This is a genomic window from Sphingobium sp. MP9-4 (assembly GCF_005281675.1).
GTDB classification, from domain to species: Bacteria; Pseudomonadota; Alphaproteobacteria; order Sphingomonadales; family Sphingomonadaceae; genus Sphingobium; species Sphingobium yanoikuyae.
The window spans coordinates 37,038-52,653 of sequence record NZ_LUFI01000003.1 but is presented as its reverse complement, the minus strand read 5'-3'; the positions used below and the strand labels follow the sequence as shown (position 1 = coordinate 52,653).

General features: G+C 65.5%; 15 protein-coding genes. 10 read left to right on the top strand and 5 right to left on the bottom strand.

Going from position 1 to position 15,616, the window contains the following annotated elements:
• Positions 1-72 precede the first annotated feature (72 nt).
• The 3 genes from A0U87_RS02165 to A0U87_RS02155 all read left to right on the top strand — a co-directional run bounded on the left by A0U87_RS02165 (position 73) and on the right by A0U87_RS02155 (position 3,952).
• On the top strand, positions 73-1,572 hold the full coding sequence (locus A0U87_RS02165) for a catalase (protein ID WP_048936288.1): 1,500 nt from the start codon (positions 73-75) through the stop codon (positions 1,570-1,572).
• A gap of 129 nt (positions 1,573-1,701) precedes the next feature.
• Complete coding sequence (locus A0U87_RS02160; RefSeq protein WP_048936289.1) at positions 1,702-3,483, top strand: sensor domain-containing diguanylate cyclase; 1,782 nt, start codon at positions 1,702-1,704, stop codon at positions 3,481-3,483.
• A 91-nt stretch (positions 3,484-3,574) separates the two neighbouring features.
• Complete coding sequence (locus A0U87_RS02155) at positions 3,575-3,952, top strand: MerC domain-containing protein (protein WP_004209982.1); 378 nt, start codon at positions 3,575-3,577, stop codon at positions 3,950-3,952.
• 95 nt (positions 3,953-4,047) lie between these two features.
• Here the strand turns inward: A0U87_RS02155 and glpX are convergent, their stop codons facing one another.
• Complete coding sequence (gene glpX, locus A0U87_RS02150) at positions 4,048-5,031, bottom strand: class II fructose-bisphosphatase (RefSeq protein WP_004209983.1); 984 nt, start codon at positions 5,029-5,031, stop codon at positions 4,048-4,050.
• Between the two features lie 220 nt (positions 5,032-5,251).
• On the opposite strand from glpX, the gene A0U87_RS02145 reads away from it, so the two are divergent.
• Complete coding sequence (locus tag A0U87_RS02145; RefSeq protein ID WP_048936290.1) at positions 5,252-5,689, top strand: hypothetical protein; 438 nt, start codon at positions 5,252-5,254, stop codon at positions 5,687-5,689.
• 20 nt (positions 5,690-5,709) lie between these two features.
• Here the strand turns inward: A0U87_RS02145 and A0U87_RS02140 are convergent, their stop codons facing one another.
• Both A0U87_RS02140 and A0U87_RS02135 read right to left on the bottom strand, forming a co-directional pair.
• On the bottom strand, positions 5,710-7,014 hold the full coding sequence (locus tag A0U87_RS02140; RefSeq protein ID WP_010336871.1) for a homoserine dehydrogenase: 1,305 nt from the start codon (positions 7,012-7,014) through the stop codon (positions 5,710-5,712).
• Between the two features lie 109 nt (positions 7,015-7,123).
• Positions 7,124-8,002: a hypothetical protein gene (locus A0U87_RS02135; protein ID WP_137405194.1), complete on the bottom strand. Its 879-nt coding sequence runs from the start codon at positions 8,000-8,002 to the stop codon at positions 7,124-7,126.
• 249 nt (positions 8,003-8,251) lie between these two features.
• On the opposite strand from A0U87_RS02135, the gene A0U87_RS02130 reads away from it, so the two are divergent.
• The 5 genes from A0U87_RS02130 (at position 8,252) to A0U87_RS02110 (ending at position 11,293) form a co-directional block, all read left to right on the top strand.
• On the top strand, positions 8,252-8,914 hold the full coding sequence (locus A0U87_RS02130) for an energy transducer TonB (protein WP_004209989.1): 663 nt from the start codon (positions 8,252-8,254) through the stop codon (positions 8,912-8,914).
• A gap of 71 nt (positions 8,915-8,985) precedes the next feature.
• A complete protein-coding gene (locus tag A0U87_RS02125) occupies positions 8,986-9,741 on the top strand; it encodes a MotA/TolQ/ExbB proton channel family protein (RefSeq protein ID WP_004209990.1) in 756 nt (251 codons plus the stop codon).
• A gap of 113 nt (positions 9,742-9,854) precedes the next feature.
• On the top strand, positions 9,855-10,343 hold the full coding sequence (locus A0U87_RS02120; protein WP_004209992.1) for a biopolymer transporter ExbD: 489 nt from the start codon (positions 9,855-9,857) through the stop codon (positions 10,341-10,343).
• 24 nt (positions 10,344-10,367) lie between these two features.
• Positions 10,368-10,790 carry a biopolymer transporter ExbD gene (locus tag A0U87_RS02115; RefSeq protein WP_004209993.1) on the top strand — a complete coding sequence of 141 codons (423 nt, stop codon included), beginning with the start codon at positions 10,368-10,370 and terminating at the stop codon, positions 10,788-10,790.
• Between the two features lie 179 nt (positions 10,791-10,969).
• Entirely contained in the window at positions 10,970-11,293 is a 324-nt protein-coding gene (locus tag A0U87_RS02110; RefSeq protein WP_048936446.1) for a PilZ domain-containing protein, read from the top strand.
• A 24-nt stretch (positions 11,294-11,317) separates the two neighbouring features.
• Here A0U87_RS02110 and A0U87_RS02105 read toward each other — a convergent pair whose 3' ends face one another.
• Together A0U87_RS02105 and A0U87_RS02100 are read right to left on the bottom strand one after the other, a co-directional pair.
• Positions 11,318-13,105 (bottom strand): ABC transporter transmembrane domain-containing protein, encoded by a 1,788-nt coding sequence (locus A0U87_RS02105; RefSeq protein WP_048936292.1) that lies wholly within the window; start codon positions 13,103-13,105, stop codon positions 11,318-11,320.
• Positions 13,106-13,162: 57 nt separating this feature from the next.
• Positions 13,163-14,455: a class I SAM-dependent methyltransferase gene (locus A0U87_RS02100; RefSeq protein WP_048936293.1), complete on the bottom strand. Its 1,293-nt coding sequence runs from the start codon at positions 14,453-14,455 to the stop codon at positions 13,163-13,165.
• Positions 14,456-14,558: 103 nt separating this feature from the next.
• On the opposite strand from A0U87_RS02100, the gene dgcA reads away from it, so the two are divergent.
• A complete protein-coding gene (gene dgcA / locus A0U87_RS02095; RefSeq protein WP_048936447.1) occupies positions 14,559-15,533 on the top strand; it encodes an N-acetyl-D-Glu racemase DgcA in 975 nt (324 codons plus the stop codon).
• The last annotated feature ends 83 nt before the right edge of the window (positions 15,534-15,616 follow it).

The window sequence follows — 15,616 nt, the reverse complement described above, 5'->3', positions numbered from 1 at the left end:
TCCAATTTAATCAGTTTTTCTGAAACTTCGCGGGGCCTTAGCCTGTTCTCATCCAAAGTTGAGGAGGACGATATGGTCGATAAGCCAGTGATGACGACGAGCGCGGGTGCGCCGATTGCCGATAACCAGAACAGCCTGAGCGCAGGCCCGCGCGGGCCGCTGCTGCTCCAGGATTATCAGCTGCTCGAAAAGCTGGCGCACCAGAATCGCGAACGCATCCCCGAACGTGTCGTCCATGCCAAGGGCTGGGGCGCCTATGGCACGCTGACGATCACTGGCGATATTTCCAAATATACCAAGGCGAAGGCGCTCCAGCCGGGTGCGCAGACGCCGATGATCCTGCGCTTCTCAACCGTGGCCGGCGAATTGGGCGCGGCCGATGCCGAGCGCGACGTGCGCGGCTTTGCGATGAAATTCTATACGCCCGAAGGCAATTGGGATCTGGTCGGCAACAACACGCCGGTCTTCTTCGTGCGCGATCCGCTGAAATTCCCTGATTTCATCCACACGCAGAAGCGCCATCCGCGCACCAATTTGCGCTCGCCCACGGCGATGTGGGACTTCTGGTCGTTGTCGCCGGAATCGCTGCACCAGGTGACGATCCTGATGTCGGATCGCGGCCTGCCGACCGATGTGCGCCACATCAACGGCTATGGCAGCCACACTTTCAGCTTCATCAACGACGCCGGCGAGCGCTTCTGGGTGAAGTTCCACTTCAAGACGATGCAGGGCCATCGCCACTGGACCAACGAGGAAGCGGCGGATGTCGTCGGCCGCACCCGCGAATCCACGCAGGAGGATCTGTTCGAGGCGATCGAGAAGGGCGACTTCCCCAAATGGAAGATGCAGGTCCAGATCATGCCGGAACTGGATGCGGACAAGACGCCCTATAATCCGTTCGACCTCACCAAGGTCTGGCCGCATGCCGATTATCCGCCCGTCGACGTCGGCGTGCTGGAGCTGAACCGCAACGCCGACAATTATTTCGCGGAGATCGAGCAGGCAGCCTTCTCGCCGTCCAACATCGTGCCGGGCATCGGCTTCTCGCCCGACAAGATGCTCCAGGCGCGCATCTTCTCCTATGCCGACGCGCACCGGCATCGGATCGGCACCCATTATGAGGCGCTGCCGGTCAACGCCCCCAAATGCCCGGTGCATCATTATCATAAGGACGGGGCGATGCGCTTCTTCCCGAACAATCCGAACCCGGCCGCCTATTATGAGCCCAACAGCTTTGGCGGCCCGGTCGAGGATCAGCGCTTCATGGAGCCGCCGCTGAAGATTTCGGGCGATGCCGACCGCTATAATCATCGCGAAGGCAATGATGATTTCGGCCAGCCGCGCGCGCTGTTCAACCTGTTCGACGATGCGCAGAAGGCGCGTCTCTTCGCCAATATCGCCGCCGCCATGGGCGATATCCCGGATGAGATCGAGGAACGCCAGTGCAAGCTCTTCGATCAGGTTCATCCCGACTATGGCGCGGGCGTGCGTCAGGCACGGGCCACGATCAAGGATCGCAATCCGTCGATTTCGGCTCCGACCGATGCGCTGTTGGCTGACGCATCCAGTTGAATAGACTTGTAATATTGTAAAAACAGGCCCCGATGATGGTCACCGGGGCCTGTTTTCATCTATTCGCTGTGAAATAGTCGGCGGCATAGGAATATATATTAACATTGTCCGCTTAACCCGGATGGGAACATGACGCGGCCCGCCCTTCGCCATATTTCCCTGAAAATGTCGGTATTTACCGGCCTGCTTTACTTCGCGGTCGCGTCGCTTGCTTTGCTGACCTCGCGATTCGAAGGTGGTTTGGCCTTCATCTGGGGCGCCAATGCCCTGCTGATGGCGGAAATGATGACCGCGCGTATGCGCGCCTGGCCGCGCCTCATCCTCTCCTGCATGGTCGCCAGCACGATGGCGACGGCGCTGCTCGGCATTGGCGCATTGGCGGCGGCGCCGATGGCTATCCTCAATGTCGGGGAGGCGCTGGTGGTCGCCTATATCTGCCGCCGGCTTGGCGTCGGGCGACAGATCGCCGCATCGATGCGCGAATTGTCCATCTTCATCTTCGCGCTGGCGGGCGTCGCCAATGTGCTTGCCGCTATCGGTGCCGGGCTGGTGGTCTCCATTTTGCTGGGTGGTGATTTTCCCCATATCTGGCTGCAATGGTATAGCGGCCATGTGCTGGGCGGCCTCATCTGCACGCCGCTGCTGCTGATCCTGCTGCAGGGCGAGGTGAGCCGCTGGGCGCGCCAGGCCCGGCCGATCGAGCGGCTGGAGGCGTTCGGCCTGCTGTCCGCCTTTGCCCTGTGCGCCTGGTGGATCTTCTATCGCGTCGATTATCCCATGCTGTTCGCCTCGCTCCTGCCGCTGGTGCTGATCGCCTTCCGCACCGGCTATGCAGGGTCGGCGGCGGCGATCGTCATCCTCGCCCTGATCGGCGGCACGGCGACCATGACCGGCCATGGACCGCTCCGTCTGGTCGCGGCCAGCATTCCCGAACGCATCCAGTTCTTCCAATTCTATCTCGCGCTCAGCTTCCTGCTGTCCGTCCCCGTGGCGGCCGAACTCAACAGCCGTCGCCGCCTGATCCGCATGCTGCGCGACAGCGAGGCGCGCTATCGCGCCTTTGCCGAACATAGCGGCGACGGCGTGGTCAATCTCAGCATCGACGGCATCATCCAATATGTCTCGCCTTCGGCCGTCGACCAGATCGGCATCGATGCAGACCGACTGCTGGGCCAGCCGGCCGTCGACCTGATCGACCCGGAATATCGGCCCTTCGCAATCGTCACCCATCGCCGCGCGCTCGCCCATCCGGGGGAGGCGCATGCGGTCGAATTTCGCCCCAACCGGCCGGACAATGATTTCGACTGGTACGAGATGCTGGTCCGCGCCGTGCTGGACGAGCAGGGGCGGGCGATCGGGGTCATCAGCACGGTGCGCGACATTTCCCGCCACAAGGCGCGCCAGCGAGCGCTGCACCAGGCCGCGGCGCAGGATGCCCTGACCGGTGCCGACAGCCGCCGCGCATTGCAGGAAAAGCTGGACGACCAGATCGCCCGCGTCGCGGCCGGCGGACAGGCCTGCCTGCTGCTGATCGACATCGACCATTTTAAGTCGGTCAATGACCGCCATGGCCATGCCGCTGGCGACCGGGTGCTGGTGGGCTTTGTCGAGCGGCTGCGCCAGGCGCTGCGTGGCACCGGCAGCATCGGGCGCCTGGGCGGCGAGGAATTTGCCGTGCTGCTGCCCGATGTCGATCTGGAACGGGCCGAGCGCATCTGCGAGCATCTGCGCACCCGCGTCGGGGTGCGGTCTTTCCCGCTCGGCAATGGCGAGGATATCGCCATCACCTTCAGCGCTGGCCTTGTCGAACTGGACGGCAGCGCCAGCGCCGCGACCCTGATGGAGGCGGCGGACAAGGCGCTCTATGCCGCCAAGGGCAGCGGCCGCAACTGTCTGCGCTTCGCCGCCTGACGGTCCGGCGGAACGGGAGCGTCTTTCCCGCCGGAAAAATCGGTGATGTTATGTTGTAACTTATGCCGGTCTCGACTATGTAGCACGCACCATGCTGCTCAGCTTCCGTCACGCCCTGGAATCCGGACGCCTCGATCGCCTTGCGATGGCGCTTTCGGGCCTGTGCGTCGCGCATTGTTTCCTGACCGCAGTGGTGCTGGGCCTGCTGGCATCGGCCGGCGGCATTTTCGACAGTCCGATCTTCCATGAAGCGGGGCTGGCGCTCGCCATCCTGATGGGCGCGATCGCGCTCGGCCATGGCGCGCTGGTCCATCGTTTCATGATGCCCGCCGCGATCGGTTCGCTGGGCCTTGGCATCATGGCCGGCGCGCTGACCATGGACCATGGCTGGCAGGAAAGCGCCTATACGCTGCTTGGCGTCGCCATTCTCGCCCTCGGCCACGATCTCAACCACCGCGCCAGCCACTGATCGCCGGCGATTATCGGGGGGCGATCATCCCGCATCGATGACCACGAAAAAGGGGGCCTCTCGGCCCCCTTCGTCTTTCCGTCCTGTCCGCCCGATCAGGCGTCCTTGCGCTCCACGCGATGCTCGCCCTTGACCCAGCGCACGGTGCCGGTGCTGGCGCGCATCACCACGCTCTCGGTGGTCAGCTTGTCGCCCGGCAGATGCTTCACGCCCGCCAGCAGCGACCCGTCGGTCACGCCGGTCGCGGCAAAGATGCAGTCGCCCTTGGCCAGTTCCTTGAGGTCATAGACCTTGTCCAGGTCGGTGATGCCCCACTTGTAGGCGCGCTGCTTCTCGTCATCGTTGCGGAACAGCAGGCGGCCCTTGAACTGGCCACCCACGCAGCGCAGCGCGGCACAGGCCAGCACGCCCTCGGGCGCGCCGCCCGAACCCATATAGATGTCGATCGTGGTTTCGGGATTGGTGGTCGCGATCACGCCGGCAACGTCGCCGTCCGGGATCAGCATGATGCCGCAGCCGATCGCGCGCAGTTCGGCGATCAGCTTCTCGTGGCGCGGACGATCCAGCACGCAGACGATGATCTCGTGCGGATCGACGCCCTTGGCCTTGGCCACCGCCTCGACATTCTCCTTCACCGACTTGTTGAGGTCGATGATATTGTCGGGATAGCCCGGACCGACGGCGATCTTGTCCATATAGACGTCGGGCGCGTTGAGCAGGCCGCCTTCTTCCGAAATGGCGAGCACGGCCAGCGCGTTCGGGCCGGCCTTGGCGGTGATGGTGGTGCCTTCCAGCGGATCGAGCGCGATGTCGATCTTGGGGCCCTTGCCGATCGCGTTGCCGACCTTCTCGCCGATATAGAGCATCGGCGCCTCGTCGCGTTCGCCCTCGCCGATCACGACGGTGCCGTCCATGTAGAGGTCGTTGAAGGCCAGGCGCATCGCCTCGACCGCAGCGGCGTCGGCGGCCTTCTCGTCGCCCCGACCGACCAGCTTGGATGCGGCGATTGCAGCCGCTTCGGTGACGCGCACCATTTCGAGTACCAAGACGCGATCGAGAATCGAACTAGCCTGCACCATAGCCACTCCTCTGCTGTAACTGATAGAGCAGGGCGATAGGATGTCCGCCTCTGCTTGTCGACCCAACTTGCCCGGCTCGCAAAGCTTTTCATAGTCGTGATGCCACGGATGGACGCGCCTTTGCCTTATATGGCATTCCGCAGCGTCCAGCCGCTGCCATCATCCCGCCATGTTCGACTGTTCAGATGTCGTCATGCGGTGGGTCTTGTCTTTCCCTCTTTTGCTGATCGGCCTGCCGCTGGCAGCCGCGCAGGAGATCGTGCCGGTGGATGAAGCGCCGCTCGCCCAGCGCACCACGATGGAGGAATATCAGGCGCGCACCGCTGTCGTGCGCCCCTGCGATCGCAGCGGCGGCGGCATCGTCGTCTGCGGCAGCCGGGCGGAGCGCAATGCGAAGGAAAGGCTGCCGCTACCGCGCGAGCCGGTCGAGGGGCGCCCGCTTGCCGGCGATACGCCGCGCGCGTCCGCTGCCGCACCCAGGCAGGGCGCCTGTGGCGTCGTCGGCGGGCAGGGGACGGGCTGCGTCGGTGGCGGCGTGCCGATCCTGGGCGCTGCCATGCTGGCCGGCAAGGCCATCACCCATTTGTTCGACCCCGACGCCGACATGGCGCCACCGCCGCCCCTGCCGGTTTCGGTCAAGGGCGCCGGCCAGCACTGATCCAACCGGTCCCGGCGCGATCAATCCAGAATATGCATGACCATCGGCGTGTCGAGCAGGCTGTCGGAGCCGGCCAGCCGCTCCAGCGTCTCGCGCACGCAGCGTTCCTCGCCGGCATGGGTGACGATCGCCACGAGCACGCCATCGGCCTGGTTGGCGCCGCGCTGGATCATGCTCTCGATCGAGACGCCGGCATCGCGGGTCGCGGCGGCAATCTCGGCCAGCACGCCGGGACGATCCTGCACCTTGAAGCGCAGATAGGCGCGGCCGATCCGCTGGCCGGCGTCTGCCGGCTGCTGCGGGGTCAGGGCGGCGACCGGCATCGCGAGCGCATCGCCATATTCGTCCCGCGCCACGTCGATCAGGTCGGCGACCACCGCCGATGCGGTCGGGCCGTCGCCCGCGCCACGCCCCTGGAAGAAGAGACGACCGACGAAATTACCCTCGGCCACGACGGCATTGAGCGAACCGTCGACATGGGCAAGCGGATGGTCGAGCGGCACCAGCATCGGATGGACGCGCTGGAACAGGCCTTCTGGCCCATTCTCCGCCATGCCGACCAGGCGGATACGGAAGCCCAGGGCCGCCGCCTCGGCAATGTCGGCGGCGATCACATGGCGGATGCCGGTGGTGGCGACATGGTCGAAGTCCAGTTCGGTGCCAAAGGCGAGGCTGGCGAGGATGGTCAGCTTGTGCGCGGCATCGACGCCGTCAATGTCGAAGCTCGGATCGGCCTCGGCATAGCCCAGCTCCTGGGCTTCCTTCAGCACCTCGTCAAAGCCCCGGCCTTCCTTCTCCATGGTGGTCAGGATGTAATTGCAGGTGCCGTTGAGGATGCCATAGACGCGGCTGATCTCGTTGGCGGCCGCGCCTTCGCGCATGCCCTTGATGACCGGGATGCCGCCGGCGACCGCCGCTTCATATTTGAGCGCCACGCCGGCCTTCTCGGCGCGGCTGGCAAGGTCCAGGCCATGATGGGCCAGCATCGCCTTGTTGGCGGTGACGAACGGCTTGCCGGCGGCCAGGCACTGGCGGGCGAGGGTGAGGGCCGGGCCGTCGGCGCCGCCGATCAGTTCGACCACCACGTCGATATCGTCGCGGGTCGCCAGCGTCGTCATGTCGTCGACCCATTCATAGGGCGACAGGTCGACGCCGCGATCCTTGTTGCGGTCGCGCGCGGAGATGGCGACCACCTGCACCGGGCAGCCGGCGCGGCGGGCAATCAGGTCGCCATTGGTGTTGAGCAGGCGAATGACGCCGCCACCCACCGTTCCGAGGCCAACGAGCGCGACGCGCAGCGGGGCATGGCGGTGGAGATTGGTCATGGCGTTTCCTGGTCCTTCGCACTGTAAGAGCCGCGCTGATAGCGTCCCGAGCGCCGCTGTCCAAGGAAAAGCACAGCGGCGCCCGATTGAAAGATAAGTGCGTAGGGGGTCAGCTCGGCTTTCGATTGCGTGCGCAGCGACCGAGTGCGTTCAAGACGAACTGGTGATCGGCGCGGGCGGCTTCGGCGTCCTGCACTGCCAGGGTGCGGACCGACCGGGCCGGAAGAGTGGCCGGCAGGCTGCAGCTCAACCGATACCAGAGCAGGCTGCCGGGGGCAGGGGCGCGGGCGGCTTCGTCGACGATTTCGCCCAGCGCCACGGCCCAGCTGGGCTGTTGTCCGGGGCGGCGGATGATCGACAGCGATACCGGGTCGCCATTTTCGGTGCGCAGGAAAATCTGCGTCTCGCCCTCGCCGGCGATCGTGCCTGCCACATGGAAAGCGTCGCCCAGGCCAATGATTCGCGGCGGTGCGTCCGGCGCAACCAGTGCCGACAGAACGGTCTTCACCCGTTCTACTTCAGCAGGGGTGGCGGCGATCTGCGCATCGCGCGCAATCAGTTGAATCTGGCCCGGCCGCCCGCCCGGACGGGCAAACAGCAGCACCTGCGCCTTTTTCAGCTTGGGCATCTTGCCCTTCGAATCGAGGCGGGCGTCATAAAGATAGCCGACGGTCGGGCTTATGCCCCCTTCGCCGCGAATCAGTGCGGTCACTTCGGCCTCGACATAGACCCTGCGATAGCCTGCCGGGACGTCCGGAGCCTGTTCGGGCTTCAATGGGACGATGTTGCTAATGCGCACGTTGGCAACCAGCGGTGCCGCATCGGAAAGGTCGGCAATGTCGGCATAGGTCAATCCGGCGGCAACCGTCGATGATTGCGCTGTCATCGAATTTGTCTGAGAAAATGCCGGGAAAACGGCGGTATATGAGGCCGAAATGAGGCACAACGAGGCGAGCGTCTTCATGGCCGTGGTGGATTTCTTCTGCATCTTCGTCCTATGCTATCAGCCCGTGGCAGGGATGTCACAGGCAAGTCATTCCGGTGTGTAATGGTAAACGCAAGCCGGTAGTTCGATAAAGCGTTTGCGTGCCACGATGCGCCGCGATAGGAGTTCGCACGGTAGCAAATGGACGGATAAGGGCCAAAGGTGGTCGGGGATACCCCCGGGCAGCTCGGCCCGTTTTTGGCTGATTTGTACAACCCACTGGTAAGATGAGTTAAGGAGTGTCGTTGCCGAATGGCCTATGCTGACCACTCGCAAGGATCGAGTCGCACGATATCGATCGTCATCGTCGCCCTGATTCACGCTGTTCTCGGCTATGCCTTCGTCACCGGTCTTGGCATGAAATATGTCAAAAAGGCGGCGGAACAGCTGAACGTGATCGACGTGAAGGAGGAGCCCCCGCCACCTGACGAGGAGCCGCCGCCGCCGCCGCCGGACAAGCCGATTGAGCCTCCGCCGGTCGTCGCGCCGCCGCCGATCGTCCAGACCCCGGCCCCAGCGCCGCCGATCCAGACGGTTCGGACGCCGCCGCCGGTGTTCAATGAGGTTCCGGTGCCCGCACCGCCGCCGGCCCCGCCGCCGCCGCCCGCTGCAAAGCAGGCTGCAAAGGGCGTGTCGCCGCGTGGCAATCCGGGTTCCTGGGCAACCACGGAAGACTATCCTTCGCGCGCTCTGCGTGAAGAAAAGCAGGGGACCACTGGTTTCCGTCTTGAAGTGGGCGCCGATGGCCGTGTCACGAGCTGCACCGTTACGCAGTCGAGTGGCTCGCCTGAACTGGACGACGCAACTTGTAAGCTGGTTTCCCGCCGCGCGCGCTTTAGCCCCGCGGAAGATGACCAGGGTAACAAGATCCCGTCGACCTACGCGAACCGCATTCAGTGGCGGATCCCGCAGTAATTTAAACGGGAGGGCAGGCGCCCGGCGCCGCTCTCCCCTTTCACGATCCTTTTGAGAGGGAAGTCTTGAACATGTTGATGTATCTCGCAGCCGCGGCGCCCAAGCCGGAAAACCCGTACGGCCTGATGGAAGCCCTGGAGCAGGGCGGCACCATTGCCTGGACCGTCTTCATCATCCTGTGCGCCATGTCGGTCGGCACTTTCTACATCCTGTTCACCAAGCTGATCGAACAGCAGAAGGTGATCAGCCAGGGCAAGAAGATCCGTGCGACCTTCTGGCGCGCCGCTTCGCTGAAGGAAGCTTCGGCCAAGCTCGAAAAGAACTCGGCCTACAAGCAGATCGTCGATGACGGCATCAAGGCTCAGGAAGAGCATGGCAAGCTGAAGGATCCGGTCGAAGCACATGACTGGCTGCACGGCTCGCTGGCTCGCTCGGAAGCCGCGATCAACTCGTCGCTCGGTGGCGGCCTGGCGTTCCTCGCCACCGTCGGTTCGACCTCGCCGTTCATCGGTCTGTTCGGTACCGTTATCGGCATCTACCGCGCTCTGATCAAGATCGGTGCTGCCGGTCAGGCCTCGATCGACGCCGTTGCCGGCCCGGTCGGTGAAGCTCTGATCATGACCGCGCTGGGTCTGGCCGTGGCCGTTCCCGCCGTTCTGGCCTACAACTTCCTGCAGCGCCGCAACAAGGCGATCTCGGAACAGCTGAACGGCTTCACCGTCGACCTGCTGGCCTACCTGGTTTCGGACGGCGCCGTGAAGCCGACCGTTGCTGCCGCTCCGGCCGCTGCTGCTGCCAAGCCGGCTGCTGCGCCGACCAAGGCCTAATCGCCTTAAGACGCCGGTTCGGGCGCCGGGTGGCGGCTGCGACCACCCGGCCCCTGCCGGACAGGGGCCCCGGTTAACGGGGCACCTACGACACCAAGGTTAGGATTGTATCAATGGCAATGAGTGTTGGCTCCGACGGCGGTGACGACAAGCCGATGTCCGACATCAACACGACGCCGCTCGTCGACGTCATGCTGGTGTTGCTCATCATCTTTCTCATCGCGGTCCCGGTCGTCGTCCAGACGGTCGATCTGCAACTTCCCAAGGTGGCGTTCGAGCCGACCACGACGAAACCCGAAAATGTTTCCTTGTCGGTCACCTCGGCGCCCGACGGCAGCTGTGCGGTTTACTGGAACCTGACCAAGGTCAGCTCCGACGAACTGCTCGATCGCGCCGTCGCCAAGCTGGAAGCGGACATCAAGAAGGCTGGTGGTGTTGAAAATCTGACGCCCGAGGATCTGCCCGAAGTGCATATCCGCGGCGACATCAATACCCCCTATCGTTGCATCGGCGGCACCATCTACACGATGCAGCGCGCCGGTTTCCCGAAGGTGGGCTTCATCTCCGAACCGGAACCCGGTTCGACGACGACCCGCCTCTGATCGGCCGCATAAGGAGAATTCGTTATGGCCATGAGCATGGGCTCCGATGATGGTGAGCCGATGGTGGAAATGAACACGACGCCGTTGATCGACGTCATGCTCGTTCTCCTCATCATGTTCATCATCACCATTCCGATCCAGACCCACGCGGTTAAGATCGATCTGCCGCAGAGCGCGCCTCCGAGCGACAATGTGGTCGACCCTGTCAAGAACAAGGTCGCGATCGATGCCGGCGGTGTGATCAGCTGGAACGGCGCGCCGATCGACCTGCTGACCCTGCGTCAGTATCTGCAGCAGTCGCTGCGTCTGCCCGTCGAGCCGGAACTGCAGTTCCAGCCGAACGCGCAGACCCGCTACGTCGTCGTTGACGAGGTGCTGGCGGAGATCAAGCGCGCGGGCGTGACCAAGCTGGGTTTCGTCGGCAACGAGCAGTATAGCTCGTTCTGATCCCTGATCGTCCGGGGCCCGTCGGTCTCAGACTTCCCGTCTCCGACCCGTCGGACGATCAATCGGACCACAGACCAGGGGCTGCTTCGGCAGCCCCTTTTTTGTGCCCGTCCGTCTCCCGCTTAACATTTCCCTTACCTTCCTGCGCGATGCTGAAGGGGAATGGGTGGATGTGGACCATGGGCGCTGAACGACTGACCGAATTGGAACGCAGGGGCCGGCTTGCCGAACGGCGCGACGTTGTGATCAGCGTCAAGGTGCGGCGTACGGGTGAAACCTGGTTCACCAGCAATATCGCCGACATGTCGCTTACCGGCTTTCGCCTGCACAGTTTCATGAAGCTCACCGTCGGCAGCGAATTGTGGATCATGCTGCCGGGTTTCGAGGGGCGCCGCGCCCGCGTCCAATGGGTGCGCGCGCATGAATCGGGCTGCACCTTCGAGCGCCCGCTCCATCCCGCCATCTTCGATTATATCGTCCAGCGCTGCCTCGCGGGTCGCTGACCGCGCGTCCGGCGGGACGGCGGTTCAGCCGTTCAGCTGGTCCTGGAATTGCAGACTGGCCAGTCGCGCATAAAGGCCGCCCAGCGCCACCAGCGTCGCATGGTCGCCCTGTTCCACGATCCGTCCCCGATCCAGCACGATGATCCGGTCGGCGGCCCGCACGGTCGCCAGCCGATGGGCGATGACGATCGTCGTGCGCCCCTGCATCAGCCGGTCGAGCGCATCCTTGACCAGCTGCTCGGATTCCGCGTCGAGCGCCGACGTCGCCTCGTCCAGCAGCAGGATCGGCGCATCGCGCAGCAGCGCGCGGGCGATCGACACACGCTGGCGCTGTCCGCCTGACAGCCGTGCGCCGCCTTCGCCCAGATGGCTGTCCAGCCCCTGGGGCAGCGCGCGCAGAAAGGCTTCGGCATTGGCCGCCCGCGCCGCTGCCCATATTTCCTCGTCGCTCGCATCCCATTTGCCGTAGCGCAGATTGTCGCGGGCGGAGGCGGCGAAGATCACGCTGTCCTGCGGCACCATCGCCATCGTGGCGCGCAGCGCGGCTGGATCGGCGGCCGGCAGTGGCACATCGTTCAGCCGCACTTCGCCCTGGTCGGGATCATAGAAGCGCAGCGCCAGTTGGATCAGCGTTGACTTGCCCGCCCCCGAAGGGCCGACGACAGCCACCGTCTCGCCCGGCGCAATGTCGATCGTGACGCCGTTCAGCGCTGCCTGGTCGGGGCGGGTGGGATAATGGAAATGGACATTGTCGAAGCGCAGCCGCGCGCCTTGCGGCAGCGTGGGGATCGCGACCGGCGCCGCTGGCGCGGCGATCGCCGGCTCGGCCACCATCAGCTCGTCAAGCCGGCTCGCCGCCCCGGCGCCGCGCAACAGGTCGCCCCAGCTTTCCGACAAGGATCCGAACGCGCCGGCCACCAGCCCGCCGGTCAGCACGAAGGCGGCGATGCTGCCACCCGACAGCCGCCCGGCCGCGACGTCGATCGCGCCCAGCCACAGCACCCCGGTGATCGACCCGAACACCAGCGCAAAGGCGATCGCGGTCATCACCGCGCGGAGCAATATGCGCTGCCGGGCGGTGGCAAAGCCGCTCGCGACGGTCGCGTCGAACCGGGCCGCCTCGCGTCCTTCCTGGCCAAAGCCCTGGACGATCTTCATCGCGCCCAGCACTTCGGTGGTGACGCTGCCGACCTCGGCCAGCCGATCCTGGCTGGCGCGCGACAATTTGCGCACTCGCCGGCCCAGCGTCACTAACGTCAGCACGATCACCGGTATGCCCAGGATCAGCAGCCCCGCCAGCTTGGGCGCCAATATGAACAGATAGATGAGGCCGCCAATGCCGGTGACCAGGTTGCGCAGCGCGACCGACACGGTCGATCCCACCACCTGGTCGATGATCGCGGTGTCCGCCGTCATGCGCGATGCGATCTCCGACGGCCGGTTCTCCTCGAAGAAGGCCGGCGCCTGGCGCAGCAGATTGGCCTGGGTCGCGCTGCGAATGTCGGCGACCACCCGTTCGCCCAGCCAGGACACGAAATAGAAGCGCAGCGCGCTTGCCAGCGCCAGGATCACCACCAGCAGGAACAGATATTCGAACCAGCGGCTGATATCGCCCCCGCCGGTAAAGCCCTTGTCGATCACCAGGCGAAAGCCACTTGGGATCGCCAGCGTCGCGGCCGAAGAGACGATCAGCGCGGTCAGCGCCCCGGCGATCCGCGCCGGATAGCGCGTCGCAAAGCGCCACAGCATGGCCAGACTCGACAGGGCAGGGCGATCGGCGCGGCGCGGCGCGGGTGCGGTGGCATCCTCCATGTCGGGGCGTTAGCAGCGCGGCGCGCCCGCCTCAATGGGCGGGCGTGATCCCGCCGCTCAGGCCGCCGGTGCGATCCGTTCGGCCAGCGCCATCAGGCGCGGCGTATCCGCCTTGCCGGTCAGCGCATAGGCCATGTCGCCGGCCTCCCAATAGGCGACCGTGCCGTCGCGCCGTTCCGCGATCAGCGGCTGCCCTTCCGCCGGCGTTTCCGCCCGGTCGGCGAACAGCGACAATTGCTCGCCCTTTTCGGTGGTCAGCGCGATCGCGATCGCCGGGCTGTCGGCGGTCGGGAACAGTTGCACGTCCCGCACCTGCCAATTGGCCGGCAGGCGCGGCAGCACGATACCGGTCGACCGCCGGATTTCGGCATCGTCCAGCTTGGCGCTCTCGACCTGCGACGCCATCTGCTGGCGCAGCAGGCCGGCGCGGCGCGATGCGGCGGCCTCGTCCAGGAAGGTGCTGGCCTGTGCCGCCTGGGGAAATTCGCCCAGCGCGCCCCGGCCGATCCACCCCGTCGCCAGCAGCGCGGCGATCGCCGCCGCCCGGCCGACATGGCGCCAGCCGCGCCCGGCCTCATTGTCATTGGCCACCGGTTGCGACATGTCGCGGCGCCGGCCGACCAGCGTCCCCTTGGTGCCGTCATGCATCAGGCGGAAATCGATATGCGGCCAGCGCTTGCGCCAGCGGCGCGCGACCAGCCGTTCGCCCGGCCGCGCGGCATCGTCCAGCAGCACCACGCCATGGGGGGATAGGCGCGCGAACAGGCTGTCGGCCGCGCCCCGCACCAGCGGATGCACGCTCCAGGGCGGGCCATCGATGATGATCAGGTCGATCTGCTCGGGCAGCCGGTCGATCGCATACCAGCGGCCCGGCCAGTCGGCGCTTTCGTGCGTCAGCGGCGCATGGCGGATATCCACGTCCAGCGCATGGTCGGCCAGCCATTGCCGGGTCGCGTCGACAAAGCCGCCATGCTGGTCGAAACTGTGCAGCTGTCCGCCACCATGCAATTGCAGCGCCCGCGCCGCGATCAGCGAGGATGCGCCCGCGCCCAGTTCGACGACATGCGCCGGCCGCAGCCGCGCAATCTCGCGCACGATATGGCGCAGGAAGCCGACATCGGCCTTCCAGCTTCCCAGATGGGGCAGCGCATCATGGGGCAGTTTGAGTTCGTCCAGCAGCGCGCGCTTGTCCGCCTTGCGCCCGCCCGACAGGCTGGCCAGCAGCCAGGGCCAGCCGATCGCGCCAAAGGCCAGGCGCCATGCCATGTCGGAGGTGCGGCGGGACAGGTCATCGGTCACGGGGGCGGATTCATGCAGCGAGAGGAAGCCGGTCAATTCACGGGAAGTCACGGGGAAATACGCTCCTGTCGCAAAGGCGGGGACTATGCCAGCAGTCCTGTTTCACGCATATGACGCCCATCCAATTGGTCAAATCATGACGCAGGAAACGCCGATGACCCGTATAATTTCCGCGACGGTCGAACGCTGGCCGGTGGCGGGCGCCTTCATCATCAGCCGCGGCGCCAAGACGGAGGTGGATGTCGTCGTCTGCACCGTGGGCGACGGCGATCATGTCGGGCGGGGCGAGGGCACGGCCATCTATTATGAGGGGGAGACCGCACAGGGCTGTGCGGCGGCGATCAACGCCTATGCCGGGCCGCTCGATCGCGAAGCGCTGTTGCAGGCGATGCCGCGCGGCGCCGCGCGCAACGCGCTCGACTGCGCGCTGTGGGATCTGGAGGCGAAACGGGCCGGCGTCCCGGTCTGGCAACTGGCCGGCCTTGCCGCACCGACGCCGTTGCCCACCGCCTTCACCATCAGCCTGGGCGAGCCGGAGCGGATGGAGGCCGATGCCCGCGCTGCCGTCGCGCGCGGCTTTGGCCTGCTCAAATGCAAGCTGACGGGGGAGGGCGATCATGCCCGTATTGCCGCCGTGCGCGCCGGTGCGCCCGGCGTCCGGCTGATCGTCGACGCCAATGAAAGCTGGCATGACCGCGACATCGTGGCGGAGGCGGCGGCGCTCGCCGAACTGGGCGTGGAAATGGTGGAACAGCCGATCCTGCACGGGCGGGAGGACAGGCTGGCCAGTCTGCGCGCGCCGTTGCCGCTCTGCGCCGACGAAAGCTGCCACACCCGCGCCGATCTCGACCGGCTGGGCGATTTCGACGCGGTGAATATCAAGCTCGACAAGGCCGGTGGTCTGACTGAAGCGCTGGCATTGGCGCAGGCAGCACGCGCGCGCGGCTTTCGCATCATGGTCGGCTGCATGCTCGGCACCTCGCTCGGCATCGCGCCTGCCGCCTTGGTGGCACAGGGTGCCGACTGGATCGATCTCGACGGCGCGCTGTTGCTGGCGAAGGATCGCGACGGTGCCCTGCCGCTGCGCGATGGCCTGCTCCACCCCGGCACCCTCTGGGGCCAGGGCTGAAACCATTCCTCCCCGCGTGCGGGGAGGGGCCATCCGCAGGATGATGGAGGGGGCAGGCCGCCTGAAGCAGGCCCCCAACCGGC

What these genes read in the sequence shown, in the direction of transcription:
- A0U87_RS02125 (WP_004209990.1), top strand. Translation starts at nt 8,986, where the DNA reads ATGTTGATGTATCTCGCAGCCGCGGCGCCCAAGCCGGAAAACCCGTAC.
- A0U87_RS02115 (WP_004209993.1), top strand. Translation starts at nt 10,368, where the DNA reads ATGGCCATGAGCATGGGCTCCGATGATGGTGAGCCGATGGTGGAAATG.
- glpX (WP_004209983.1), bottom strand. Translation starts at nt 5,031, where the DNA reads ATGGTGCAGGCTAGTTCGATTCTCGATCGCGTCTTGGTACTCGAAATG.
- A0U87_RS02120 (WP_004209992.1), top strand. Translation starts at nt 9,855, where the DNA reads ATGGCAATGAGTGTTGGCTCCGACGGCGGTGACGACAAGCCGATGTCC.
- A0U87_RS02105 (WP_048936292.1), bottom strand. Translation starts at nt 13,105, where the DNA reads ATGGAGGATGCCACCGCACCCGCGCCGCGCCGCGCCGATCGCCCTGCC.
- A0U87_RS02155 (WP_004209982.1), top strand. Translation starts at nt 3,575, where the DNA reads ATGCTGCTCAGCTTCCGTCACGCCCTGGAATCCGGACGCCTCGATCGC.
- A0U87_RS02135 (WP_137405194.1), bottom strand. Translation starts at nt 8,002, where the DNA reads ATGCAGAAGAAATCCACCACGGCCATGAAGACGCTCGCCTCGTTGTGC.
- dgcA (WP_048936447.1), top strand. Translation starts at nt 14,559, where the DNA reads ATGACCCGTATAATTTCCGCGACGGTCGAACGCTGGCCGGTGGCGGGC.
- A0U87_RS02165 (WP_048936288.1), top strand. Translation starts at nt 73, where the DNA reads ATGGTCGATAAGCCAGTGATGACGACGAGCGCGGGTGCGCCGATTGCC.
- A0U87_RS02140 (WP_010336871.1), bottom strand. Translation starts at nt 7,014, where the DNA reads ATGACCAATCTCCACCGCCATGCCCCGCTGCGCGTCGCGCTCGTTGGC.
- A0U87_RS02130 (WP_004209989.1), top strand. Translation starts at nt 8,252, where the DNA reads ATGGCCTATGCTGACCACTCGCAAGGATCGAGTCGCACGATATCGATC.
- A0U87_RS02160 (WP_048936289.1), top strand. Translation starts at nt 1,702, where the DNA reads ATGACGCGGCCCGCCCTTCGCCATATTTCCCTGAAAATGTCGGTATTT.
- A0U87_RS02110 (WP_048936446.1), top strand. Translation starts at nt 10,970, where the DNA reads ATGGGCGCTGAACGACTGACCGAATTGGAACGCAGGGGCCGGCTTGCC.